This window comes from Lysobacter sp. TY2-98 (assembly GCF_003367355.1).
Lineage (GTDB): Bacteria > Pseudomonadota > Gammaproteobacteria > Xanthomonadales > Xanthomonadaceae > Cognatilysobacter.
On record NZ_CP031413.1, the window covers coordinates 2,039,346 to 2,061,139 of the forward strand.

At 68.4% G+C, this 21,794-nt stretch carries 24 protein-coding genes and 5 tRNA genes; 8 read left to right on the plus strand and 21 right to left on the minus strand.

Annotated elements, in window-relative coordinates; all coding sequences use genetic code 11:
• Nucleotides 1-14: 14 nt before the first annotated feature.
• From rplA to DWG18_RS09960, 17 genes are all read right to left on the minus strand, one after another.
• Complete coding sequence (gene rplA / locus DWG18_RS09880; protein ID WP_115647033.1) at nt 15-713, minus strand: 50S ribosomal protein L1; 699 nt, start codon at nt 711-713, stop codon at nt 15-17.
• Between the two features lie 4 nt (nt 714-717).
• On the minus strand, nt 718-1,146 hold the full coding sequence (gene rplK, locus DWG18_RS09885; RefSeq protein WP_115647034.1) for a 50S ribosomal protein L11: 429 nt from the start codon (nt 1,144-1,146) through the stop codon (nt 718-720).
• A 159-nt stretch (nt 1,147-1,305) separates the two neighbouring features.
• A complete protein-coding gene (gene nusG, locus DWG18_RS09890; protein WP_115647035.1) occupies nt 1,306-1,878 on the minus strand; it encodes a transcription termination/antitermination protein NusG in 573 nt (190 codons plus the stop codon).
• A gap of 1 nt (nt 1,879) precedes the next feature.
• Entirely contained in the window at nt 1,880-2,272 is a 393-nt protein-coding gene (gene secE / locus DWG18_RS09895; protein WP_115647036.1) for a preprotein translocase subunit SecE, read from the minus strand.
• Nucleotides 2,273-2,360: 88 nt separating this feature from the next.
• A tRNA-Trp gene (locus DWG18_RS09900) sits at nt 2,361-2,436 on the minus strand.
• Nucleotides 2,437-2,597: 161 nt separating this feature from the next.
• Entirely contained in the window at nt 2,598-3,788 is a 1,191-nt protein-coding gene (gene tuf, locus DWG18_RS09905) for an elongation factor Tu (protein ID WP_115647025.1), read from the minus strand.
• A gap of 51 nt (nt 3,789-3,839) precedes the next feature.
• Nucleotides 3,840-3,915 (minus strand) — tRNA-Thr (locus DWG18_RS09910).
• Between the two features lie 32 nt (nt 3,916-3,947).
• A tRNA-Gly gene (locus DWG18_RS09915) sits at nt 3,948-4,021 on the minus strand.
• 64 nt (nt 4,022-4,085) lie between these two features.
• Nucleotides 4,086-4,171, minus strand: a tRNA-Tyr gene (locus DWG18_RS09920).
• Nucleotides 4,172-4,251: 80 nt separating this feature from the next.
• A complete protein-coding gene (gene ychF / locus DWG18_RS09925) occupies nt 4,252-5,343 on the minus strand; it encodes a redox-regulated ATPase YchF (RefSeq protein WP_115647037.1) in 1,092 nt (363 codons plus the stop codon).
• Nucleotides 5,344-5,411: 68 nt separating this feature from the next.
• A complete protein-coding gene (gene pth / locus DWG18_RS09930; RefSeq protein ID WP_115647038.1) occupies nt 5,412-5,993 on the minus strand; it encodes an aminoacyl-tRNA hydrolase in 582 nt (193 codons plus the stop codon).
• A 60-nt stretch (nt 5,994-6,053) separates the two neighbouring features.
• Nucleotides 6,054-6,677 carry a 50S ribosomal protein L25/general stress protein Ctc gene (locus DWG18_RS09935; protein ID WP_115647039.1) on the minus strand — a complete coding sequence of 208 codons (624 nt, stop codon included), beginning with the start codon at nt 6,675-6,677 and terminating at the stop codon, nt 6,054-6,056.
• A 98-nt stretch (nt 6,678-6,775) separates the two neighbouring features.
• Nucleotides 6,776-7,735: a ribose-phosphate diphosphokinase gene (locus tag DWG18_RS09940; RefSeq protein WP_115647040.1), complete on the minus strand. Its 960-nt coding sequence runs from the start codon at nt 7,733-7,735 to the stop codon at nt 6,776-6,778.
• Nucleotides 7,736-7,826: 91 nt separating this feature from the next.
• Nucleotides 7,827-7,902, minus strand: a tRNA-Gln gene (locus DWG18_RS09945).
• 26 nt (nt 7,903-7,928) lie between these two features.
• Nucleotides 7,929-8,810 (minus strand): 4-(cytidine 5'-diphospho)-2-C-methyl-D-erythritol kinase, encoded by an 882-nt coding sequence (gene ispE / locus DWG18_RS09950; RefSeq protein WP_115647041.1) that lies wholly within the window; start codon nt 8,808-8,810, stop codon nt 7,929-7,931.
• The gene (gene lolB / locus DWG18_RS09955) at nt 8,807-9,412 is read right to left on the minus strand and encodes a lipoprotein insertase outer membrane protein LolB (protein ID WP_115647042.1); all 606 of its coding nucleotides are present in this window, start codon (nt 9,410-9,412) and stop codon (nt 8,807-8,809) included. The genes ispE and lolB overlap by 4 nt, the downstream gene beginning before the upstream one ends.
• Before the next feature lie 101 nt (nt 9,413-9,513).
• Complete coding sequence (locus DWG18_RS09960; RefSeq protein ID WP_240318505.1) at nt 9,514-11,370, minus strand: tetratricopeptide repeat protein; 1,857 nt, start codon at nt 11,368-11,370, stop codon at nt 9,514-9,516.
• Between the two features lie 95 nt (nt 11,371-11,465).
• On the opposite strand from DWG18_RS09960, the gene hemA reads away from it, so the two are divergent.
• The 4 genes from hemA to DWG18_RS09980 all read left to right on the plus strand — a co-directional run bounded on the left by hemA (nt 11,466) and on the right by DWG18_RS09980 (nt 16,112).
• Nucleotides 11,466-12,731 (plus strand): glutamyl-tRNA reductase, encoded by a 1,266-nt coding sequence (gene hemA, locus DWG18_RS09965; RefSeq protein WP_115647043.1) that lies wholly within the window; start codon nt 11,466-11,468, stop codon nt 12,729-12,731.
• A 67-nt stretch (nt 12,732-12,798) separates the two neighbouring features.
• Nucleotides 12,799-13,884: a peptide chain release factor 1 gene (gene prfA, locus DWG18_RS09970; protein WP_115647044.1), complete on the plus strand. Its 1,086-nt coding sequence runs from the start codon at nt 12,799-12,801 to the stop codon at nt 13,882-13,884.
• A gap of 61 nt (nt 13,885-13,945) precedes the next feature.
• Nucleotides 13,946-14,392, plus strand: a complete 447-nt coding sequence (locus tag DWG18_RS09975) for a GNAT family N-acetyltransferase (protein ID WP_115647045.1) — start codon at nt 13,946-13,948, stop codon at nt 14,390-14,392.
• Between the two features lies 1 nt (nt 14,393).
• Entirely contained in the window at nt 14,394-16,112 is a 1,719-nt protein-coding gene (locus DWG18_RS09980; protein WP_115647046.1) for a tetratricopeptide repeat protein, read from the plus strand.
• Here DWG18_RS09980 and DWG18_RS09985 read toward each other — a convergent pair.
• The 4 genes from DWG18_RS09985 to DWG18_RS10000 all read right to left on the minus strand — a co-directional run bounded on the left by DWG18_RS09985 (nt 16,109) and on the right by DWG18_RS10000 (nt 18,541).
• Nucleotides 16,109-16,390: a hypothetical protein gene (locus tag DWG18_RS09985; RefSeq protein ID WP_115647047.1), complete on the minus strand. Its 282-nt coding sequence runs from the start codon at nt 16,388-16,390 to the stop codon at nt 16,109-16,111. The genes DWG18_RS09980 and DWG18_RS09985 overlap by 4 nt on opposite strands.
• 68 nt (nt 16,391-16,458) lie before the next feature.
• The gene (yccX, locus tag DWG18_RS09990; protein ID WP_115647048.1) at nt 16,459-16,728 is read right to left on the minus strand and encodes an acylphosphatase; all 270 of its coding nucleotides are present in this window, start codon (nt 16,726-16,728) and stop codon (nt 16,459-16,461) included.
• Entirely contained in the window at nt 16,725-17,273 is a 549-nt protein-coding gene (locus tag DWG18_RS09995; RefSeq protein ID WP_115647049.1) for a TlpA disulfide reductase family protein, read from the minus strand. Before DWG18_RS09995 ends, yccX begins: the two co-directional genes overlap by 4 nt.
• On the minus strand, nt 17,270-18,541 hold the full coding sequence (locus DWG18_RS10000; RefSeq protein WP_115647050.1) for a YihY family inner membrane protein: 1,272 nt from the start codon (nt 18,539-18,541) through the stop codon (nt 17,270-17,272). The genes DWG18_RS09995 and DWG18_RS10000 overlap by 4 nt, the downstream gene beginning before the upstream one ends.
• Nucleotides 18,542-18,654: 113 nt before the next feature.
• On the opposite strand from DWG18_RS10000, the gene wrbA reads away from it, so the two are divergent.
• The 4 genes from wrbA to DWG18_RS10020 are packed head-to-tail and all read left to right on the plus strand — an operon-like array spanning nt 18,655 to nt 21,670.
• Nucleotides 18,655-19,245 carry an NAD(P)H:quinone oxidoreductase gene (gene wrbA, locus DWG18_RS10005; RefSeq protein ID WP_115647051.1) on the plus strand — a complete coding sequence of 197 codons (591 nt, stop codon included), beginning with the start codon at nt 18,655-18,657 and terminating at the stop codon, nt 19,243-19,245.
• Nucleotides 19,242-19,580 carry a DUF2069 domain-containing protein gene (locus DWG18_RS10010; RefSeq protein ID WP_115647052.1) on the plus strand — a complete coding sequence of 113 codons (339 nt, stop codon included), beginning with the start codon at nt 19,242-19,244 and terminating at the stop codon, nt 19,578-19,580. The genes wrbA and DWG18_RS10010 overlap by 4 nt, the downstream gene beginning before the upstream one ends.
• Nucleotides 19,577-21,148 (plus strand): tetratricopeptide repeat-containing sulfotransferase family protein, encoded by a 1,572-nt coding sequence (locus DWG18_RS10015; RefSeq protein ID WP_240318506.1) that lies wholly within the window; start codon nt 19,577-19,579, stop codon nt 21,146-21,148. Before DWG18_RS10010 ends, DWG18_RS10015 begins: the two co-directional genes overlap by 4 nt.
• A gap of 33 nt (nt 21,149-21,181) precedes the next feature.
• The gene (locus DWG18_RS10020; RefSeq protein WP_115647054.1) at nt 21,182-21,670 is read left to right on the plus strand and encodes an asparaginase domain-containing protein; all 489 of its coding nucleotides are present in this window, start codon (nt 21,182-21,184) and stop codon (nt 21,668-21,670) included.
• The last annotated feature ends 124 nt before the right edge of the window (nt 21,671-21,794 follow it).

The window sequence follows — 21,794 nt, forward strand, 5'->3', positions numbered from 1 at the left end:
CGGCCTTGAAACGATTACTTCAGAGTGAGCGACGACTGGTCGACGATCACGCCCGGACCCATGGTCGAGCTGATCGCGATCTTCTGCAGGTACTGGCCCTTCGAGGTCGACGGCTTCGCCTTGATCAGGTCGAGCAGCAGCGCCTGGAGGTTGTCCTTCAGCTTGTCGGACTCGAAATCGGCCTTGCCGATCGTGCAGTGGATGATACCCGCCTTGTCGGTGCGGTAACGGACCTGGCCGCCCTTGGCGTTCTTGACCGCTTCAGCCGGATTCGCCGACACGGTGCCGACCTTCGGGTTCGGCATCAGGCCACGCGGGCCGAGCACCGTACCGAGCTTGCCGACGACGCGCATGGCGTCCGGCGTCGCGATCACGACGTCGTAGTTCAGCTCACCGCCCTGCATGCGCTCGGCGAGGTCGTCCATACCGACGGCATCCGCACCCGCGGCGAGGGCCTCGTCGGCCTTCGCACCGGCCGGCGCGAACACGGCGACGCGCACCGTCTTGCCGGTACCGGCCGGCAGCACGGTCGAGCCGCGCACCTGCTGGTCCGACTTCTTGGCGTCGACGCCGAGGCGGACGGCAACGTCCACGGACTCGACGAACTTCGCCTTGGTGGCGGTCTTGACGATCTGGATGGCGTCCTCGAAGGCATACGCCTTACCCGGGACGACGGCGGCCTGAATGGCCTTCTGACGCTTGTTCATTGCCATGTTCTTAGCCCTCCACCACGAGGCCCATCGAACGGGCCGAGCCCGCGATGGTCTTCACTGCCGCATCGAGATCCGCCGCCGTCAGGTCGGCTTCCTTCTGCTTGGCGATCGCCTCGAGCTGGGCGCGAGTGACCTTGCCCACCTTCTCGGTGTTCGGACGCTTGGAGCCCGACTGGATGCCGGCGGCCTTCTTCAGAAGCACCGAAGCCGGGGTCGACTTGGTGACGAAGGTGAAGGTGCGGTCCGAGTAGGCCGTGATGATGACCGGGGTCGGCAGACCCGGCTCGAGCTTGGAGGTCGCAGCGTTGAACGCCTTGCAGAACTCCATGATGTTGAGGCCGCGCTGGCCGAGCGCCGGACCGACCGGCGGCGAGGGGTTGGCCTGACCGGCCTTCACCTGCAGCTTGATGTAACCAACAACCTTCTTTGCCACGATCTTTCTCCTGGAGTTCGAACGTCAGCGGCTCGCGCCGACTCCTCCTTTCGTTGAAATGCGAAACAGGCCTTCGGCCTGTTTCGTTCCCCCGGCGTTATCCGGCCGCAAGGCCGGATGGACGGCGAGAGTTATCCGAACGGAATGCTCGGGTAACGCTTACTTGGCCTTCTCGACCTGACCGAACTCGAGTTCGACCGGCGTCGAGCGACCGAAAATCAGCACCGCCACGCGCAGGCGGCTCTTCTCGTAATTGATCTCTTCGACGACGCCGTTGAAGTCGTTGAAGGGGCCGTCGGTGACGCGGACCATCTCGCCCGGCTCGAACAGCACCTTCGGACGCGGCTTCTCGACGCCTTCCTGCACGCGCTGCAGGATCTGGTCGGCCTCGCGATCGGAGATCGGCAGCGGGCGATCGGCGGTGCCGCCGATGAAGCCCATCACCTTGGAGGTCTCCTTGATGAGGTGCCAGCACTCGCTGTCGATGCGCGGGATGCCGTTCTCGTCGTGGACCGCGATCTGCACGAGCACGTAGCCCGGGAAGAACTTGCGCTCGGAACGGCGCTTCTGGCCGGAGCGCATCTCCACCACTTCTTCGGTCGGCACCAGCACGTCGCCGAACTTGTCCTGCATCTCTTCGCGCGCGATGCGATCACGCAGCGCCTGCGCGACGGACTTCTCGAAGCCCGAGTACGCATGCACGACGAACCAGCGCTTGTTGACTTCAGTCATCTCAACGCCCCATCAGGAACTTGACGAGCCACTGGATCACCACATCGAAGCCGGCGAGCAGGAGGCTGAGGATGAGCACCGCGAGCATGACGACCCACGTGGTGCGCATGGCTTCCTGGCGGTTCGGCCAGACCACCTTGCGCAGCTCGAAACGCGATTCCGACAGGAATTCGCGCGTGCGACCGCCCTGTGCGGACGTGGCGAAAAGCACACCGCCAGCGAGGATGCCGGCCACGACCATCAGCGCGCGCACGCCCGTGGCGAGATCGGCGAACCAATAGAAGGCGAACACGCCGGCCGCCACCAGCAGCACGGCGACCACGTACTTGGCGACATCGCCCGCGGACGAGCCGCCGGCCTGTGCACCGCGATTTTGTACGACCTTGCTATTCACGTCCCGCGAGTCCCTCGCGAAAGCCCCTGCATCCCTGCGCGGACTTCGATGATGTTCGGATCGACGGGCATCCGGATGGCCGTCGAGGTGGCACGCCAGGAGGGACTCGAACCCCCAACCTGCGGTTTTGGAGACCGCTGCTCTGCCAATTGAGCTACTGGCGTATCGACTTGTAGGCGTTTCCCGAAAAGGCAACGGCGGCTTGCGCCGCCTGCCTTTCCCGCCCGGTTGTGCGACCCCGGCCAAGCCGGCTTCGCGTCCCGTGGGCCGGCATCGCGTGCCGGCCGCGGGTTGCGCCACCGCCCTCAGGCGATGGCGGCAGGTCTTACTTGATGATCTTCGCCACCACGCCGGCGCCGACCGTACGGCCGCCTTCGCGGATCGCGAAGCGCAGGCCCTCGTCCATCGCCACCGGGTTGATCAGCGTCACCACCATCTTGATGTTGTCGCCCGGCATCACCATCTCGACGCCTTCCGGCAGCTCGATCGAACCCGTGATGTCCGTCGTGCGGAAGTAGAACTGCGGGCGGTAGCCCTTGAAGAACGGCGTGTGGCGGCCGCCCTCGTCCTTCGACAGCACGTACACCTCGGCCTCGAAGTCCGTGTGCGGCTTGATCGAACCCGGCTTGCACAGCACCTGGCCACGCTCGACGTCGTCACGCTTGGTGCCGCGCAGCAGCAGACCGGCGTTGTCGCCCGCCTGACCTTGGTCCAGCAGCTTGCGGAACATCTCGACGCCGGTGACCGTCGTCTTCTGCGTCGGACGGATGCCGACGATTTCGATTTCGTCGCCAACCTTGATGATGCCGCGCTCGATACGGCCCGTGACCACCGTGCCGCGACCCGAGATCGAGAACACGTCCTCGACCGGCATCAGGAACGGCATGTCGATCGCACGCTCCGGCTCCGGGATCCAGGTGTCCAGCGCGTCGACCAGCTTGATGATCGCCGGCACGCCGATCTCCGACTGGTCGCCTTCCAGCGCCAGACGGGCCGAGCCCGCGATGATCGGGGTGTCGTCGCCCGGGAAGTCGTACTTCGACAGCAGCTCACGCACTTCCATCTCGACCAGCTCGAGCAGCTCGGCGTCGTCGACCATGTCGGCCTTGTTCAGGAACACGACGATGTACGGCACGCCGACCTGGCGCGAGAGCAGGATGTGCTCACGCGTCTGCGGCATCGGGCCGTCCGCGGCCGAGCACACCAGGATCGCGCCGTCCATCTGCGCCGCACCCGTGATCATGTTCTTCACGTAGTCCGCGTGGCCCGGGCAGTCGACGTGCGCGTAGTGACGATTCGCGCTTTCGTATTCCACGTGCGCCGTCGAGATCGTGATGCCGCGCGCCTTCTCTTCCGGCGCCGCGTCGATCTGGTCGTAACCCTTGAACTCACCACCGAAACGCTCCGCACCGATCTTCGTCAGCGCCGCCGTCAGCGTCGTCTTGCCGTGGTCCACGTGACCGATCGTGCCCACGTTCACGTGGGGCTTGGTGCGCTCGAACTTACCCTTGGCCATGGCTCTGTCTCGTTGGGGCGCTTCGCGAGAAGCGTTCGGTGGATTGCGAAATGGTGCTCACGAAAGGAATCGAACCTTCGACCTCCTCCTTACCAAGGAGGTGCTCTACCGACTGAGCTACGTGAGCGAAAACTTTGCGGTGTCTGTCGCGGCGTTCAATGGAGCGGGAGACGGGAATCGAACCCGCACCATCAGCTTGGAAGGCTGAGGTTCTACCGTTGAACTACTCCCGCGCCGGACGAACCGCTTGGGTATTGCGCCGCAGGTTGGTAACGCCCGCGGTGTGAAACGAACAACTGGTGGAGGGAGGTGGATTCGAACCACCGAAGGCGTGAGCCAGCAGATTTACAGTCTGCCCCCGTTGGCCGCTTGGGTATCCCTCCGGAGAGCCCGCAATTCTGGCGGACGGTTCGGGGCAAGTCAACGTTGCGTTCACTTCCCCGACCGGACGCCGAACCGGCGGTCAGACGTTGAAGCGGAAGTGGAGGACGTCGCCCTCCTGCACCCGGTACTCCTTGCCCTCCAGGCGCAGGCGGCCGGCGTCGCGGGCGCCCGATTCGCCCTTGTACTTGACGAAGTCGTCGAACGAGATCGTCTCGGCGCGGATGAAGCCCTTCTCGAAATCCGTGTGGATGACGCCCGCGGCCTGCGGGGCCGTGGACCCGGCCTTGACCGTCCAGGCGCGGACTTCCTTGACGCCCGCCGTGAAGTACGTCTGCAGGCCGAGCAGTTTGTAAGCGGCGCGGATCACGCGATTCAGGCCCGGCTCGTCGAGGCCGAGGTCCGTCAGGAACGCGTCGCGGTCGGCGTCGTCCAGCTGGCTCAGCTCTTCCTCGATGGCCGCCGACACCGGCACCACCTCGGCACCCTCGGCCTTGGCGCGTTCGCGCACGGCGTCGAGATGCGGATTGTTCTCGAAGCCGTCCTCCAGGACGTTGGCCACGTACAGCACCGGCTTGATCGTGATCAGGAACAGGTCGCGGACGGCCGCCTTGTCGTCGTCCGACAGGCCCAGGGCGCGGGCAGCCTTGCCGGCGTCGAGCCCCGCGCGAATGCGGCTCAGCACCTCGACCCGCACTTTCGCGTCCTTGTCGCCGGTCTTCGCCGAGCGCTCGGCGCGCTGAAGGGCCTTGTCGACCGACTCGAGATCCGCGAGCGCGAGCTCGGTATCGATCGTGTCGATGTCGGCGATCGGATCGACCTTGTTGTTGACGTGGATGACGTCGTCGTTCTCGAAGCAGCGCACGACGTGCGTGATCGCGTCGACCTCGCGGATGTGCGCGAGGAACTTGTTGCCGAGGCCCTCGCCCGACGCCGCGCCGGCGACGAGGCCCGCGATGTCGACGAATTCCACCGCGGTCGGGATGACCTTCTGCGGCTTCACGATGTCCGACAGCTGATTCAGACGCGGATCCGGCACCGGCACGACGCCGACGTTGGGCTCGATCGTGCAGAACGGGAAATTCGCCGCGGCGATGCCCGCCTTGGTCAGCGCGTTGAAGAGGGTCGACTTGCCGACGTTGGGCAGGCCGACGATGCCGCATTTGATGCCCATGGCGTGGCTCCGGTGATTCGAACGGTGATGCGGAAGCGGCCGTGGTGCAGCCGCTTCCGCATGCCCGCTCAGGCTTTGGCGGTGTTGAGGCGCTTCATCGCCTCGTTGATGTCGCCCGCGACGGCGAGCGGCATGACGTCGATCGCATCGTCGATCGAACGCAGGATCATCGATTCGTCCGCCGGCGACGGCTTGCCGAGCACCCAGCCGACGACCTTGTCCTTGTGACCCGGATGGCCGATGCCGACGCGCAGCCGATGGAACTTCGCGTGGCCGAGCAGTCGGATGGTGTCGCGCAGGCCGTTCTGGCCGCCGTGGCCGCCATCGAACTTGAGGCGCGCGATGCCCGGCGCGAGATCGAGTTCATCGTGCGCGAGCAGCGCTTCGTCCGGCTCGATCTTCCAGAACCGCAGCGCGGCCGTGACCGACTTGCCGGAGAGATTCATGAAGGTCGACGGCTTGAGCAGCCACACGCTCTGCCCTGCGATATCGATCTTGCAGACCTCGCCGAACAGCTTCGATTCGATGCGGAAACTGCCGCCGAACTTGCGGGCGAGCTCGTCCGCGAACCAGAACCCGGCGTTGTGCCGCTGGCGCGCGTGCTCGGCACCGGGGTTGCCCAGTCCGACGATGAGTTTCAAACCGGCCATTGCGTGGTCCGCAGACGCGAACGGGCCGGCCACGAAGGCCGGCCCGTCCGGATGACGCGATTACTTCTTGTCGCCTTCCGCGGCCGGCGTCTCGTCCTCGTCGGACGTGCGCGCTGCCTTGGCGATGACGACCGCGACGTCGTGCTCCTTGCCGAGCTTCAGTTCCGGGAGCTCGACGCCCTTCGGAAGCTTGATGTCGGACAGGTGGACGATGTCGCCCTGCTTGAGGTTCGACAGATCGATCTCGATGAACTCCGGCAGGTCCTTCGGCAGGCAGCTCACGGTGACTTCGTTGAGCTCGTGCGTGACGACCACTTCGGCCGACTTGCCAGCCGGCGACTTTTCCTGGTTCAGGAAGTGCAGCGGCACCGACGCGCGCAGCGTCTGGTTGGCGTCGACGCGCTGGAAGTCGAGGTGGACGATCTGCTGCTTGTACGGGTGGCGCTGCATGTCACGCAGCAGCACGCTCTCGACCTTGCCGTCGATGTCGAGCGACAGGATCGACGCGTAGAACCACTCGTTCTGCTGGGCCAGCCAGACCGCTTCGTGGTCGAGCTGGATGGACTTCGGCTCGGACTTGCCGCCGTAGACGATGGCCGGAATCGACGCTGCACGACGCAGGCGGCGGCTCGCACCCTTCCCTGCGTCATCGCGGCCGGTGGCCTTGATGGTGTGTTCGGACATTTGAATTACTCACTTCTGTTGCAAGAAATCGCCTCGCGGCGATGGTGTGACTCACCCGCGACCAGGTGAGCCGGAGAGCGGTCTTTCGACCGCAAAACTCAATCGACGTACAGCGAGCTGACCGACTCGCCGAACGCGACGCGACGGATCGTTTCCGCCAGCAATTCCGCAACGCTGAGTTGACGGATCTTGCCGCACTCGCGCGCGGCGTCCGACAGCTTGATGGTGTCGGTGACGACCAGCTCGTCGAGCGCCGAATTCGTGACGTTCTCAATTGCCGCACCGGACAGCACCGGATGCGTGCAGTACGCCACCACCTTCGTCGCACCACGTTCCTTGAGGGCACCCGCCGCCGCGCCCAGCGTGCCCGCGGTGTCGACGATGTCATCGACCAGCACGCAGGTCTTGCCGTTCACGTCACCGATGATGTTCATCACCGTCGCGACGTTCGCCTTCGGACGACGCTTGTCGATAATCGCGAGGTCCGCGTCGTCGAGGCGCTTCGCGATCGCTCGCGCGCGCACCACGCCGCCGACGTCGGGCGACACCACCACCATGTTGTCCGTGCCGTGCGCGCGCCAGATGTCGGCGAGCAGCAGCGGCGACGCGTAGACGTTGTCGACAGGAATGTCGAAAAAGCCCTGGATCTGGTCGGCGTGCAGGTCGACGGTCAACACGCGATCGGTACCGACAGCGCTGAACATCTTCGCCGCCACCTTCGCCGTGATCGGCACGCGCGAGCTGCGCGGGCGGCGATCCTGGCGGGCGTAGCCGAAGTACGGCACCACCGCGGTGACGTTGCTGACGCTGGCGCGCTTGAGCGCGTCGATCAGCACCAGCAGTTCCATGAAGTTTTCGGCCGTCGGCGCGTTCGTCGGCTGGATGACGAACACTTCCTGGCGTCGAACGTTCTCCTCGATCTCCACCTGCACTTCGCCGTCGGAGAACCTGCCGACCAGCGCCTTGCCCATCCGAACGCCGAGTTCCTTGCACACCGCGTCGGCGAGCGGACGGTTCGCATTACCGCTGAAGACGAGAAGATTTCGATCTTTGTGCATGGCGGCCGGCGTCGGAAGGGGTTCGGAATTCGGTCTGATGCACATCACACGCGTCGGCGCGCATCGCGCGGCCGTTCGCGTTCGTCGCTAATGGCAGGGGCGGAAGGATTCGAACCTTCGCGTGCCAGGATCAAAACCTGGTGCCTTAACCGCTTGGCGACGCCCCTGTCGTTGTCGAACGTGGCGACGCGTTTTAAGGCGACACCTGGAACCTTTCGAGTGCCCGGTGCAGCGGCGACATCGCGGCGCCGGCAACGATCCGGCATCGCAATGTCGACGGCAGCCGACGCAGCGCGGCCTCGGCGGATTCACGCGTGGCGAATTCGACGAAGCACCCGCTGCCCGAACCGGTCAGCCGTGCCGGGCCCACCTGCGACAGCGTTCGGAGCGTGGCGTCGACCACCGGCTCGCGCGCGCGCAGGACGGGCTCGAAGGCATTCCCGAGCCGGTCACTCCGGGGGTCGCCCCCCGCAACGAAGTCCGCCATTTTCAAGGGCGGTGAATCGCGCGTCAAATCGGGAGATGCGAAGAGAGCGGCAGTCGGGCAATGCACGCCCGGTTCCGCGATGAGGTACCAGGCGGGACGCAGGTCGAGCGGCTGCAGGATCTCGCCGACGCCTTCCGCCCACGCATTGCGACCGAGCACGAAAACCGGCACGTCGGCGCCGAGCGTCAGGCCGAGCTCGCACAACCGCTCGAGTGGCCAGTCGATGCCCCACAGCCGGTTGAGCGCGACCAGAACCGTTGCCGCATCCGAGGAGCCGCCGCCGAAGCCACCCCCCGCCGGGATCCGCTTTTCGATCGCGATATCAACACCTTGGGCGACGTTCGCAGACTTTTTCAGCGCGATCGCGGCACGGATTGCAAGGTCATTGGAAGGTTCGACACCCGGCAGCGACGTCCCCATACGCTCGATGCGGCCGTCGTCACGCAGCCGCAGTCGGATCGTGTCGCCCCACTCCAGCAACCGGAAAACCGTCTGCAGCCGGTGATAGCCGTCCTCGCGGCGGCCGGTGATGTGGAGGAACAGGTTGAGCTTGGCAGGTGCCGGCCAGACGCTCCACGCGACGGTCATGGCGCGTCGGCGCCGTCCGTCCAGCGGTCGACGACGAGGCGGACGCGCGCGTCGTCGCGGCGGGCCTCGATCCGCGACGGTCGCAATGCCGCGGCGTCGGCCGGCCAGGTGTAGTCGATGGTCCAGCCGCTTTCCGCGAGGCGCGCGAGGCGGCCGTCGGCGCCGAACTGGACGGTCGCCGCGCGCGGATCGGCACGCACGCCGCGCACCCACGCCGGCAGCGACGCCACGGGAATCGACCAGCCGGTCGCTTCGCGCAGCAGGCCTTCGGCGTCGGCGCCCTCGCGCGGGCCGCCGGCAAGGCCATCGAGAACCGCGCGGCCGGGCTCGCCGTGCAGGCGCCAGCCCTGATGCGTGATCGGCGCGGTCAGTTCGATGTCAAAGCGTGAGCCGTCCTGCCGCCATTCGATGCGGCCGCTGCCGGCATCGCGCGCATTGGAGATGGCGATCCGGCCGTCGAGGCCCCAGCGGGTCTGCGCGGCGAGGTCCTGTTCGCGCTGCGCGAGTGCGGCCTCTGCCACGCCCGCGGCGGCGGGCGTGACCGGCGTAACTCGCGTGGTCGCGCAGCCGGCGAGGAGCAGGAGCGCCAATACAGGCGCCATCAGGCCGACGCGTCGCCCGGTCGGCGCGCAAAACACGTTCACTACGGACCTCAACGTGTCGCCATCACCCGGGAAAATACTCGGAACGCACCGATCGCGAATCACGCGTCGCCACCCTTTCCGCCCGATCGCGACGGCGCCGCAGCAGGCGCGGGCGCGGCCACCGGCGCATCCGCGGTCGCGCCGGCAGACGTCGGCGCATGGGTTCCGACCGGCGCAACCGTCGTGCCTTCACCCGCCGGCTTGCCTGCCGCCGGCACTGGCGGCAGCGTCGCCCCGGTCTTCTGCAGCGCGCGGGCCAGTGAGCGATTTTCCGGATCGATGCGACGCGAATCCTCGAAGTAGCGGCGCGCCTCGTCCTTGCGGTCGAGCACCCACAGCACCTCGCCGACATGCGCGGCGATCTCGGCGTCCTTCTGCAAGGTGTAGGCGCGTTGCAATTCCGGGAGCGCGTCGGCGGGCTTGCCGAGGCGGTAGAGCACCCAGCCATAGCTGTCGACGATGGCCGCATTGTTCGGCTCGGCGGCACGAGCGCGATTGATCAGTTCCAGCGCCTCGCGGTAGCGCGTGGTGCGATCAGCCAACGTGTAGCCGAGCGCGTTGAGGGTGGCGACGTTGTCCGGCTGCGCGACCAGGATGCGGCGCAGGTCCGCCTCGGCGCGGGGGATGTCGTCGCGGCGTTCCCACGCGAGCGCGCGGGCGTACAGCAGGTCCGGATCGTCCGGGAACGCGCCGAGGCCGCGCGCGTAGGTGTCCATCTCGCGGGCGTCGTCCTTGTCCTTCTGCCAGAGACCCGCCTCGAGGTTGTAGGCCATGCGGCGCACGTCGTCGTCGGCCGAGGCGTCCTGCTGCAGATCGCGCAGGTTGTCGATCGCCTCCTTGCCGCGACCGAGCTCGTGCAGCACGTTCGACGTGCGCAGCTTCGCGGTCCAGCGCTGCGGGCCGCCCGGCACCGAGCGGTACCACTCCAGCGCGGCGTCGTAATGCTTGAGGTACTCGGCGAGCTGGCCGAGCAACAGGCGGCGATCGGGTTCCGGACGCTGCGCATTGCGCGAGAGCTCGTCGTAGAGCTGCTGCAGGCGGACCTTGTCGTCGACGCGCGCGTACAGCGACGCCCGCAGCATGTAGGTCTGGTCGTCCTGCGGACCCGTGGCGAGCGTGTCGGCGGCCGCGGCGCTGTCGCCGAGCGCGTCGTATTCGCGGGCGACCATCAGGCGCAGGTCGGCGTCCGTGGCGGCCGCCGACCGCAGGGTGTCGATCGTCGCCTTGGCCTCGGCGGTCTTGCCGTCGTCGCGCAACTGGCTGGCCTTGAGCAGGGTGACGCGCGGGTCGCGCGGGAAGCGCTCGATCACCTGCGCGACGATGCGGTCGGCCAGCGCGGATTCCTGCAGGCGCTGGGCGAGCCCCCCGAGGGCGAGCCACGCCGGCAGCTCGTTCGGCACGGCATTGGCGTCGAGCAGGCGTTTCACGATCGACGCCGCCTGCTTGGGCGTCTTCGCGCCGCCGGCCAACGCACCGATCGCAAGGCGCCAGCCGTCCTTGGGCTGCGCGAAGAGCGCAGTGAGCTCGCGCGTCGCCGCGGCTTCGTCGCCGCGGTGCAGGTCGAGCGTGGCCTGGGCAACGCGCACGTCGGGGCGGTCGTTGGCCTCGGGGCCGAGCAGGTCGCGCCAGAGCTTCAACGCCTCGGCGGCGCGGCGGTCGTCCTTGGCGACCAGTGCGATGCCGGTCGCGCGCTCGGCCAGCGCCGGATCGCGCGCGGCGCGGGCGGCGTCGACATAGCCCTTGGCGGCCTCGTCCAGCTTGCCGGCCTGCAGGGCGAACTCGCCGGACAGCAGCGGCTGCAGCGGCAGCGCTGCGGCGGTGGACGGCCTGGCCGCAGGCGCGGCCACGGCCGGCAGCGCGAGGGTGACCGCGAGCGCCAGGCTGAACCGCTTGATCGAACGCAAAACGTGAGGCATGCGCACCCGGGACAATGAGTTCTCGATGGTCGCGGCACCCGCACCGGTAGAATGCCGGGCCTGCCGCCGCAGCTTAGCGCACGCCCCTGTAACGAATGAGTTTCCACGTCATCGGCCTGAATCACGCCACCGCGCCCGTCGACGTGCGCGAACGGGTGGCGTTTGCCGGTGACGCGCTCAATGGCGCGCTCGACGAGTTGCGCGCGATGCCGACGGTGAACGAAGTCGCGCTCCTGTCGACCTGCAACCGCACCGAGCTCTACGCCGAGACCGACGACGACGGCACGTCGCTGGCCGACTGGCTGGCGCGTCGGTCGATGGTCGGCGCCGACCTGCATGCGTATCTCTACCGGCATGGAGACGCCGACGCTGTGCGCCATCTGTTTCGTGTCGCGACGGGTCTCGACTCGCTCGTGCTCGGCGAACCGCAGATCCTCGGCCAGGTGAAGGACGCCTGGGCGACCGCGCGCGCGGCCGGCACGCTCGGCACCCGCCTCGATCGCCTGTTCCAGCACGCCTTCACCACCGCCAAGCGCGCGCGCACCGATACGCGCATCGGGGCGAACCCGGTGTCGGTCGCGTCGACCGCGGTGAAGCTCGCGCAGGAATCGTTCGCGCCGCTCGATGCTTCGACCGTGCTGCTGATCGGCGCCGGCGAAACCATCGAACTCGCCGCGCGCCATCTGGTGCAGGCCGGCACGAAGCGCCTGCTCGTCGCCAACCGCACGCTCGGGCACGCGCAGGATCTTGCGCAGCGCCACGGCGGCTACGCACTGCCGCTCGCCGATCTCGACAAGCACCTCGCCGAAGCCGACATCGTGATCAGCGCGACCGCCAGCCGCGAACCGATCCTGCACGCGCCGCAGGTTGAGGCCGCGCTCGCCGCGCGCCGTCGTCGTCCGATGCTGTTGCTCGACCTGGCCGTGCCGCGCGACGTCGCCGCCGATGTCGGCGCCCTGCGCGACGTATTCCTGTACACGGTCGACGATCTCGAGCGCGCCATCGAAGACAACCGCCGCAGCCGTCGCGAGGCCGCGGACGAAGCCGAAGCGATCGTCGAGCTGCAGGTCGCGCGCTTCCGCGAAAAGCTCGATGCCAGCGCGCGCACCGAACCGGTGAAGCGCATCCGCACGCACGGCGAAACGGCGCGCGCCGACGTGCTGGCGAAGGCGAAGCAGCAACTCGCGGCGGGCATGGCGCCGGAAGACGCCCTGGAGTTCCTCGCGCACACGCTGACCAATCGCCTGCTGCACGCACCGACCGTGGCCGTGCGCGATGCCGCGGTGCAGGGCGATGCGGAGCTGGCGCGTGCGGTCGAACGCCTGTTCCCCGAAGCGCCGGGTAACGACGCGGAGCGTTAGCGACGCCGACGTCGCTTCGCACGATCGCGTTCTGCGATCGCCCTGCTCCGTCGTCCGGTCCGTCGCCATGAATCCTTCCCTGCGCCGCAAACTCGAAGCCCTCGCTGAACGTCGCGAGGAGCTGGAACGCCTGCTCGCCGATCCCACGCTCATCAACGACGCCGAGCAGTTCCGTCGCCTCTCGCGCGAGTTCTCGCAACTGGAGCCGGTCGCGAACGCACTGGCCGACGAGCAGCGCGCACGCGACGACCTCGCGGCGGCGCAGGCGATGCGCGATGACCCGGAGCTGCGCGAACTCGCGGACGAAGAGATCGATGCCGCATCGCAGCGTCTCGAACGGCTCGAAGGCGAGCTGCTCGCGCACCTGATTCCGAAGGATCCGCGCGACGAAGGCGATCTCTATCTCGAGGTTCGCGCCGGCACCGGTGGCGACGAGGCCGCGATCTTCGCGGGCGACCTGTTCCGCATGTATTCGCGCTACGCCGAGCGCCAAGGCTGGCGCATCGAAGTGGAATCGGCGAATCCCGGCGAGCACGGCGGCTTCAAGGAGGTGATCGCGCGCGTCGAAGGGCGCGGCGCGTATTCGCGCCTGAAGTTCGAATCGGGCACGCATCGGGTGCAGCGCGTGCCGGCGACGGAATCGCAGGGGCGCATCCACACGTCGGCGGCGACGGTGGCGATCATTCCGGTCGAAGCCGACGAGGCACCGATCGAGATCAACGCCGCCGACCTGCGTGTCGACACCTATCGCTCCTCCGGCGCGGGCGGCCAGCACGTCAACAAGACCGACTCGGCGATCCGCATCACGCACATTCCTTCGGGGCTCGTTGTCGAGAGCCAGACCGAGCGCAGCCAGCACGCGAACCGCGACAAGGCGATGAAGCGCCTGCGCGCGATGCTGGCCGAAGCGCAGGAAGCGAAGGCCGCGGCGGCGCAGGCGGAGACGCGCAAGCTGCAGGTCGGCAGTGGCGATCGAAGCCAGCGCATCCGCACCTACAACTTCCCGCAGGGCCGCATCACCGACCACCGCGTCGAAGGCCTCACGCTGTACGACCTGCCGAACGTGATCGAAGGCGCGCTGGATCCGCTGCTCGATCGCCTGCAGCAGGAACACCAGGCGGACGAACTCGCGCGGCTGACCTCCGCGGGCTGACAGGGTGTCGCACCGCGCGGCGAGCGGCGACAATCGGGAACGCCCGACTGGACGCCGCGCCATGGACTTCCGCATCCGCCCCGCCACGCCCGATGACCTCGACGCCGCCGCGGCGTTGTTCGATGCATACCGCCAGTTCTACGGGCAGCCGAGCGACATCGCCGCTGCACGCGCGTTCCTCGCCGAGCGCATCGCGCGGGGCGAGTCGACGGTCCACCTGGCCTGGCACGGCAATGACGCCGTCGGCTTCGTGCAGTGCTATCCGATGTTCTCGTCGGTGCGGATGAAGCCGATCCGCGTGCTCAACGATCTCTATGTCGATGCCAGCGCACGTCGCGGCGGCGTTGCGCGCGCATTGCTCGACGCCGCCGCCGACACGGCGCGCGATGCCGGCGCCGCCCGCATCGTGCTAGAGACCACGCGCGACAACATCGCCGCGCGCGCGCTCTACCGCGCCGCGGGCTGGGAAGAAGAATCGACGCAGTGGTACGCGCGGACACTGGTCTGACGTGTCGATCGACGAACGCCAGCTCGCGCGACAGCAGGTCCAGCGCACGCCGCAGGACGCGATCGCATGGGTCGTGCTCGCGGAAGCGGAACTCGACGCCGGCGACGCCGTGGCGGGCGAACTTGCCGCTCGACACGCGCTGACGCTGCGCCCCGGCCATCCGGAAGCGCTCGCGCGCTTGGGGCGCGCGCAATCGGTACTCGGTCAGGCCGAGGCGGCGGCTGAAACGCTGATGCAGGCCGCACGCGCCGCGCCGGGTCATCCGGGCATCGCCGTGTGGCTGGGTCATGCGCTTGAGGACGTACAGCGTGTCGAGGAAGCGGCCGACGCGTTCGCGCACGCGTATCGCGTCATGCCCGACGAACCGATGATCGCCTCCTATCTGCTGGCCGCGCGTCGTCGCCTATGCGACTGGCGCGATGTGGATGCGCTGTCGGCGCAGGTGCGCGACGCCGTGCGGCGTCGGCAGGCGCCAGTCGAACCGTTCGCGTTCCTCAGCGAGGACGCGACGCCGGCCGAACAGCTGCTATGCGCGCGGTTGCGGGCGGACGTCATCGCGAATTCCGTGCGTCCGATGCCGGCGGTCGATCGCGCGTCGCGCAGCGGTGAACCGGTGCGCCTCGGTTTCCTGTCCAACGGCTTCGGCGCGCACCCGACCGGCCTGCTGACCGTCGCGTTCTTCGAGGCGCTCGCGTCGATCGCGGGCATCGAAGCGCACACGTTCGCGCTGTCGCCCGACGACGACAGCCTGATCCGTCGGCGCCTGGCCGCGGCGACCACACTGCACGACGTCGCGCACCGCGCGCACGGCGACGTGGCCGGCGCCATCCGCGAGGCACGCATCGACGTGCTGTTCGACCTGCGCGGCTGGGGCGGTGGCGGCGCGCCGGAGGTTCTGGCGATGCGGCCCGCACCCGTACAGGTGAACTGGCTCGCGTATCCCGGTACATCGGGCGCGCCGTGGATGGACTACGCGCTGGCCGATCGGACGGTGCTGCCGGCTGCACTCGCGCCGCATTTCAGCGAGCACGTCGCGTGGCTGCCACAGGCGTTCCAGCCGTCGGATACGACGCGCGAACCCGAAGCCGCACCGACGCGCGCCGAATGCGGGCTGCCGGAAGACGGCGTCGTCTACTGCTGTTTCAACAACAGCTACAAGCTCAATGCTTCGAGCATGCGCCGCATGTTCGAGGTGTTGCGCGCGGTCGACGGCAGCGTGCTGTGGCTGTTGCAGGGCCCGGGTCGCGCCGACGATCGCCTGCGCGCCGCCGCGAATGCGGCCGGGATCGATCCATCGCGCTTGGTATTCATGCCCAAACAGCCGCAGCTGAAATACCTCGCACGCCTGGCCATGGCCGACCTGTTTCTCGACACCCTGCCCTACAACGCGCACACCACCGCATCGGACGCGCTGTGGGCGGGCTGTCCGGTGCTGACGCGCGCAGGTGACACGTTCGCGTCGCGCGTCGCCGCCAGCCTCGTTCACACGCTCGGGCTCGACGAGCTGATCGCCGCGGATGACGAGGCCTTCGTCGCGACCGCGATCAGCCTCGGTCGCGATGCCGACGCGCGTGCGGCAGTGCGCGATCGCCTGCACGCGGCACGCCGCACGTCGCCGCTGTTCGACATGCCGCGGTTCGCGGCGTCGTTCGCCTCGGTGGCGAGGCAGATGGCGACGCGCTGGCGCGACGGACTGCCCCCGCAGGCGATCGTCGACTAGCGCGCGTTCTCGCGTTCGACGAGGCGACGGTTGCGCCGGTAGATCAGCTGCCCGACGACGCCGGTGAGCAACAGCACCGCGTTCGTGAATACGAAGACGCGATTGCCGAGCATCCAGCTGTAGATCACGAAGCCGACGCTCGCCGCCATCTGGCCGATGAAGAGCCAGCGCGACACGCCTTCGGTCGTGCGTTCGCGCCACTCCGTATAGACCTGTCGCGCCAGCGTGGCGATCAACACGGCGGACGCACCCCAGCCGATGAAGTCGGCCGGGGTCATGGGCAACAAGTGTTCGTTCGCATGCCGCGAGCGTCGCGGTCGCGGCGTCGGAGCGCGGTGAAGCGACGTCAACCGATGGTGAAAATGTCGGGTGTGGACGTCGCGTCGTGCGACTCGCGGTGCACCGCGTCCACGCGTGCCAGCGCCGGGCCGTGCGCGAGCCATGCCGCGAACTCCTCGAGCACCGCTGCATCGCCATGCGCGATCACTTCCACGCGCCCGTCCGGCAGGTTGCGCGCGTGACCGGTCACGCCGAGATTCTGCGCCTCGTGCCGCGCATGCGCGCGGAACGCCACGCCCTGCACGTGGCCCGACACCAGGAAGCGCGCCGCACTCATCCCTTCGACCCCTTCACGACCTCGTCGATGGCGGCAAGCGTGACCGGACCGAGGAACTTCTTGGCGACGTGGCCATCCGGCGCGACGACCACCGTCATTGGCAGGCCCTGCGGCGCGTCGAAATCGCGCGGCGGGTTGAACGTGTCGAGGATCGCGATCGGATACGACGGCGTGTGCGTCTTGAGGAACGCCTGCATGTCGGCTTTGGTGATGTCCTCGTAGGCTAGTCCAATCACGTCGACGTCGCCGCGCTGCGCAAGCGTCGACAACTCGGGCATTTCCTTCAGGCACGGCCCGCACCAGGTCGCCCAGAAGTTCACGACCACCCACTTGCCGCGATGCTGCGTGAGGTCGTACCGCGCGCCATCGACGAGCTCGATCTGCAGCTGGGGATGTTCGCGATCGGGCGGCGTCGCCGCCGCGGGCTTCGCTGACGCGGGCGTCGACGGTTTGGATGGCGTCGACGCTGCCGTCGGCGTGGTCGCGCGCTCGCCACACGCAGCAAGGCCGAGCGCGAGCAGCAACGGGAGGAGGCGGCAGGTCATGTCGAGTCTCCGGACCAGACGGTGTTGACGCGACGCTTGAGCAGGTCGCGTACCGGAATGCGCAGGTCGTCGATGGTGCGCGTGACCTGCGCGCCCAGCGCGTCGTCCCGGCACGGCAGGTGCGCCTCCGCGATCGGAATGCGCAGGTGGCAGGCCTCGTACAGCTCGGCGAGCGTGAGGTGGTCGAGATCGCGCGCGAGCAGCCATTCGCCCGTCTCCGCGCGCTGCACGACGTTGATCGAACACAGCTGCGCGAGGAACTGCTGGATCAGCGCATCGGTCAGCATCGGCTCCATGCGCTGGATGCCGTCGACGTGCAGCCCCTGCCCCGCGTGCCGTGCCTCATCGAAGCGCGCGAGCATGCGCAGCAGGCCGTAGATCTCGTAACCGGGCGGTAGGCGCTGGCTGGCGGGCTGGTAGCGGAACGCGGATACCGACGCCGCGAACGACGCGCCGAGAAGGATCGCGACCCAGCCCACGTACACCCAGAGCAGGAAGATAGGGATGATCGCGAGCTGCTGGTAGATGCGCGCATAGCTGTTGAAGCTGGTCAGGTAGGCGCCCATGCCCCACTTCGCGAGCTCGAAGCCGAACGTCGCCAACGCCGCGCCACCGAGCGCGTGCCGCCATTTGACCGTGCGATGCGGCACCACACGGTACATCGTCGCGAACGCCGCCATCTCGATCAGCAGCGGCGTCAGCTGCAACAGGAAGGATTCGAGTACGTGGCCGGCGCGCGTCGCGAACATGGCCATCGCGAAGAAGCGCGCCGATACCGCGAGACTCGCGGCCGCGAATACCGCGCCCAGCGTCAGCACCGTCCAGTAGACGAGGAAGCGCCCGAACTTGGGACGCGCTGCCTTGACCCGCCAGATGTTGTTGAACGTCGACTCGACGCTGGTCAGCGTGACCAGCACCGACACCACCAGAGCGACCACGCCGGTGGACGTCAATTTGCCCGTGTTGGCCGCGGCGGTCTGCAGCAGGTAGGTCTGCGCCGAACGGGCGACACCGGGCACGTAGTTGGAGAACACGTAGTCGGCGAGCTGCTGCGACAACGGACGCAGCGATTCGAACGCCGACAGTGCGCCGAACACCACCATCGACAGGGGCAGCAGCGCGAACAGCGTGGTGAACGACAGCGCGCCCGCGGCCTGGAACAGCTCGTCGTCGAGGAAGCGGCGCCCGAGGAAGCGGAAAAACGCCAACGCCCGCGCGCGGTCGCGCAGGCGCGGGCTCACGAGACTCAAGAGGTAGGGCAGCTCCATCGCGGCGCAGCCTACCGGATCGGGCGACGCGGTGGCGTCGGCGTCGCGAAGTCGTGCCGGGCCGCGCGCGGGGACGCGTTATCCTCCCCGTCCACCCTCGTTTTCGAGCGCCGATGCCCGACGTCCTCATCGTGTACTACAGCCGCAACGGCGCGGTGGCGCGCCTGGCGCGTCAGGTCGCGCGGGGTGTCGAGGAGGTCGCGGGCATGCAGGCGCGTCTGCGCACGGTGCCCCCGGTGGCAGCAGTGACGACCACCGCGTCGCCGCCCGTGCCCGACGACGGCGCGCCCTACGTGGAATCGCGCGACCTGCAGGAATGCGCGGGCCTGCTGATCGGCAGTCCGACCCGTTTCGGCAACATGGCCGCGCCGCTCAAGCACTGGATCGACGGCCTCGGCGGCGACTGGGCCAGTGGCACGCTGGTGGGCAAGCCGGCGGGCGCGTTCACCTCGTCGTCGACGATGCACGGCGGCCAGGAGTCCACGCTGATTTCGATGATGTTGCCGCTGCTGCATCACGGTTGCGTCGTCGCCGGCATTCCGTACACCGAACCGCGTCTGAGCACGACGCGCACGGGCGGCACGCCCTACGGCGCGAGTCACGTCGCCGGTGTGCGCGACGACCAGCCGGTCGACGAGGACGAAGCGCACCTCGCACGCGCGCTCGGCCGACGCATCGGGACGCTCGCGGCGAAGCTGGCATGAACGCACGCCTGATTCTCGCCCTCGCGCTCACCGCGCTCGCGCTCCTGTTCGCGGCGTGGTTCGGCCTGCGCGCCGAATGGGTCGCGGTCGTCGTGTTCGCGCTGCCCGCGCTTGCGTGTGCCGCCGGCGTGTTCGCGCGTCGACGCACCGCGGGTTTCTGGTCCGGCGTGCTGGCGCTGCTGTGGTTCAGCCACGGGGTGATGGTGGCCTGGACGCGCCCCGGTGAACGGGGCTACGCGTTGGCGGAAGTCGTGCTGGCGCTGGTGATCGTGGCCGCATCGAGCGTGCCCGGATTGCGCGCCCGCTTCGGCGCGCGGAGCGGAAAGACGTCGTGACCGCCGAGCCGCGGATGGCGGGGCTCGACGCGGCGCAGGTCGCCGAGCTGCACGCCGCCGCGCGCGCGATCCGCGACAACCGACCCGACGAGGCACGTCGCCGCATCGACGCGGTACTCGCCGCGGTGCCGGGTCATGCCGAAGCACTGCGCCTTTCCGGCCTGCTCCACGGTCGACGCGGTGACCGCGGGAAGGCACTCGAAGTTTTCCTGCATGCGGTCGCGCTGCATCCCGACGACGCGCTGTTGATCTGCGATCTCGGCAGCGCCCACGCCGCGAGCGGTGATCCCGACGCCGCGCTCGCGAGCTGGCGTCGCGCCTGCGACCTCGCCCCGCAGGAACCGATGCCGTGGTTCAACCTCGGCCGCAGCCTGCAGCAGCGCGGCGACAGCGAGGAAGCGGTCGGCATCCTGCAGAAGGCCGCGTCGCTCGCACCGGCGATGCTGCCTGCGCGCATCCTGCTCGCCGATGCCCTCGTGCATCTCGGCCGTTTCGACGAAGCCATGGCGCAGTACCGCGACGTGCTGCGCCAGTACCCGGCCTGCGGCGACGCTTGGCGTGGCCTGTCGAGCATTCGCACGCGCGCATTGACCGACACCGAGGCGACGCAGCTGCAGGCTTTGCTGGCGCGGCACGACATCGCCGACACCGATCGCATCGCGATGGGCTACGCGCTCGGTCGTCTCGAGGAAGATCGCGGGCGCCATCCGCAGGCCTTCGCCGCGCTCTCGGCGGCGAATGGCGCGCTGCGTGCCCGCGCACCGTGGAGCGCGAACGCGCTGCGCGGCTACGTCGACGCTGCACTCGCCGCCACGTCGGAGCTGCCCGCGCCGCTCGACGCGACGCTCGGCCGCGAAGTCATCTTCATCGTCGGCCTGCCGCGCTCTGGTTCCACGCTGTTCGAACAGATCCTCGCCGCGCATCCCGAGATGGAGGGCGCGAGCGAATTGCCCGACCTCGGGCAGCTCGTGCAGGAGGAATCGTTGCGTCGCGGTCAGCCGTATCCGCAATGGGTGCCGCAGGCGACGGCCGAAGACTGGCAGCGCCTGGGTCGGGACTACCTCGCGCGCACCGCGCGCTGGCGCACGAGCCGCCCACGCTTCACCGACAAGATGCCGGAGAACTGGAAGCACGCCGGCATCCTGCGCGCGATGCTGCCCGGCGCCACCGTGCTCGAAGTGCGTCGCGATCCGCTGGAGACCGGCTGGTCGTGCTTCCGCCAGCAGTTCTTCCAGCTCCCGCACTTCTCCTGCGACCTCACGGACATCGGCGCCTACCTGCGCATCTGCGGTCGCGCCATGGACGCCTGGCGCGCGCGCGATCCGCAGCACATCCTGCTGCAGCGGTACGAGGACCTCGTCGCCGCGCCCGAAGCACGCATCCGCGCCCTGCTCGACGCCTGCGGCCTGCCCTTCGACGCTCGCTGCCTCGACTTCCACGCCGCGTCGCGCAGCGTGCGCACCGCGAGCGCCGCACAGGTCCGTCAACCCGTGCGGGGCGACACCGCGCGTGCGGCCGCTTACGGCGCGCTGCTCGACCCGCTGCGCCGGGCGCTGGCCGCGGACTGACCGGGCCGGCGCGACTTCGCGCAAAATAGCGGCATGGACCAGCTCTGCATCGTCACCACCGGCGGCACGATCGACAAGATCTACTTCGACGACAAGTCGGATTTCCAGGTCGGCGATCCGCAGATCGGCCGCATCCTCGAAGAGCTCGGCGTCGCGTTCCGCTTCAGCGTCATTCCGATCCTGCGCAAGGATTCGCTGCACATCACCGATACCGACCGCGAACTGCTACGCGCGACCATCGCCGCGCAGCCGTCGCGGCACGTGCTGGTGACGCACGGCACCGACAGCATGGTGCAGACCGCGCAGGTGCTGGCCACGCTGACCGACAAGACCATCGTGCTGACCGGCGCGCTGAATCCGGCGCGTTTCCGCGGTTCGGACGCCGAGTTCAACATCGGCACGGCGGTCGGCGCGGTGCAGTGTCTGCCGCCGGGCGTCTACATCGCCATGAATGGCCGCATCTGGGATCCGACGAAGGTGCGCAAGAACGTCGAGGCCAACCGCTTCGAATCGATCGACTGACGTTACCCGCGCTCGACCAAGCAATAAGCGTTACGCAATAAAAAAGACCCCGGCCGAAGCCGGGGTCTTTCGTTTTCTGCGTCCGTGCGGAAAACGCGCCGGGCGGACCCGGCGCGCATCACCA

Excerpts from the sequence above, each read along its gene's own strand:
- ychF (WP_115647037.1), bottom strand. The coding sequence starts at position 5,343 with ATGGGCATCAAATGCGGCATCGTCGGCCTGCCCAACGTCGGCAAGTCG.
- hemA (WP_115647043.1), top strand. The coding sequence starts at position 11,466 with ATGAGTTTCCACGTCATCGGCCTGAATCACGCCACCGCGCCCGTCGAC.
- ispE (WP_115647041.1), bottom strand. The coding sequence starts at position 8,810 with ATGACCGTCGCGTGGAGCGTCTGGCCGGCACCTGCCAAGCTCAACCTG.
- DWG18_RS10000 (WP_115647050.1), bottom strand. The coding sequence starts at position 18,541 with ATGGAGCTGCCCTACCTCTTGAGTCTCGTGAGCCCGCGCCTGCGCGAC.
- prfA (WP_115647044.1), top strand. The coding sequence starts at position 12,799 with ATGAATCCTTCCCTGCGCCGCAAACTCGAAGCCCTCGCTGAACGTCGC.
- nusG (WP_115647035.1), bottom strand. The coding sequence starts at position 1,878 with ATGACTGAAGTCAACAAGCGCTGGTTCGTCGTGCATGCGTACTCGGGC.
- DWG18_RS10020 (WP_115647054.1), top strand. The coding sequence starts at position 21,182 with ATGGACCAGCTCTGCATCGTCACCACCGGCGGCACGATCGACAAGATC.
- DWG18_RS09940 (WP_115647040.1), bottom strand. The coding sequence starts at position 7,735 with ATGCACAAAGATCGAAATCTTCTCGTCTTCAGCGGTAATGCGAACCGT.
- DWG18_RS09995 (WP_115647049.1), bottom strand. The coding sequence starts at position 17,273 with ATGACCTGCCGCCTCCTCCCGTTGCTGCTCGCGCTCGGCCTTGCTGCG.
- DWG18_RS09935 (WP_115647039.1), bottom strand. The coding sequence starts at position 6,677 with ATGTCCGAACACACCATCAAGGCCACCGGCCGCGATGACGCAGGGAAG.
- rplA (WP_115647033.1), bottom strand. The coding sequence starts at position 713 with ATGGCAATGAACAAGCGTCAGAAGGCCATTCAGGCCGCCGTCGTCCCG.
- tuf (WP_115647025.1), bottom strand. The coding sequence starts at position 3,788 with ATGGCCAAGGGTAAGTTCGAGCGCACCAAGCCCCACGTGAACGTGGGC.
- DWG18_RS09960 (WP_240318505.1), bottom strand. The coding sequence starts at position 11,370 with ATGCCTCACGTTTTGCGTTCGATCAAGCGGTTCAGCCTGGCGCTCGCG.
- yccX (WP_115647048.1), bottom strand. The coding sequence starts at position 16,728 with ATGAGTGCGGCGCGCTTCCTGGTGTCGGGCCACGTGCAGGGCGTGGCG.
- DWG18_RS09985 (WP_115647047.1), bottom strand. The coding sequence starts at position 16,390 with ATGACCCCGGCCGACTTCATCGGCTGGGGTGCGTCCGCCGTGTTGATC.
- lolB (WP_115647042.1), bottom strand. The coding sequence starts at position 9,412 with ATGGCGCCTGTATTGGCGCTCCTGCTCCTCGCCGGCTGCGCGACCACG.
- pth (WP_115647038.1), bottom strand. The coding sequence starts at position 5,993 with ATGGCCGGTTTGAAACTCATCGTCGGACTGGGCAACCCCGGTGCCGAG.
- wrbA (WP_115647051.1), top strand. The coding sequence starts at position 18,655 with ATGCCCGACGTCCTCATCGTGTACTACAGCCGCAACGGCGCGGTGGCG.
- DWG18_RS10010 (WP_115647052.1), top strand. The coding sequence starts at position 19,242 with ATGAACGCACGCCTGATTCTCGCCCTCGCGCTCACCGCGCTCGCGCTC.
- DWG18_RS09975 (WP_115647045.1), top strand. The coding sequence starts at position 13,946 with ATGGACTTCCGCATCCGCCCCGCCACGCCCGATGACCTCGACGCCGCC.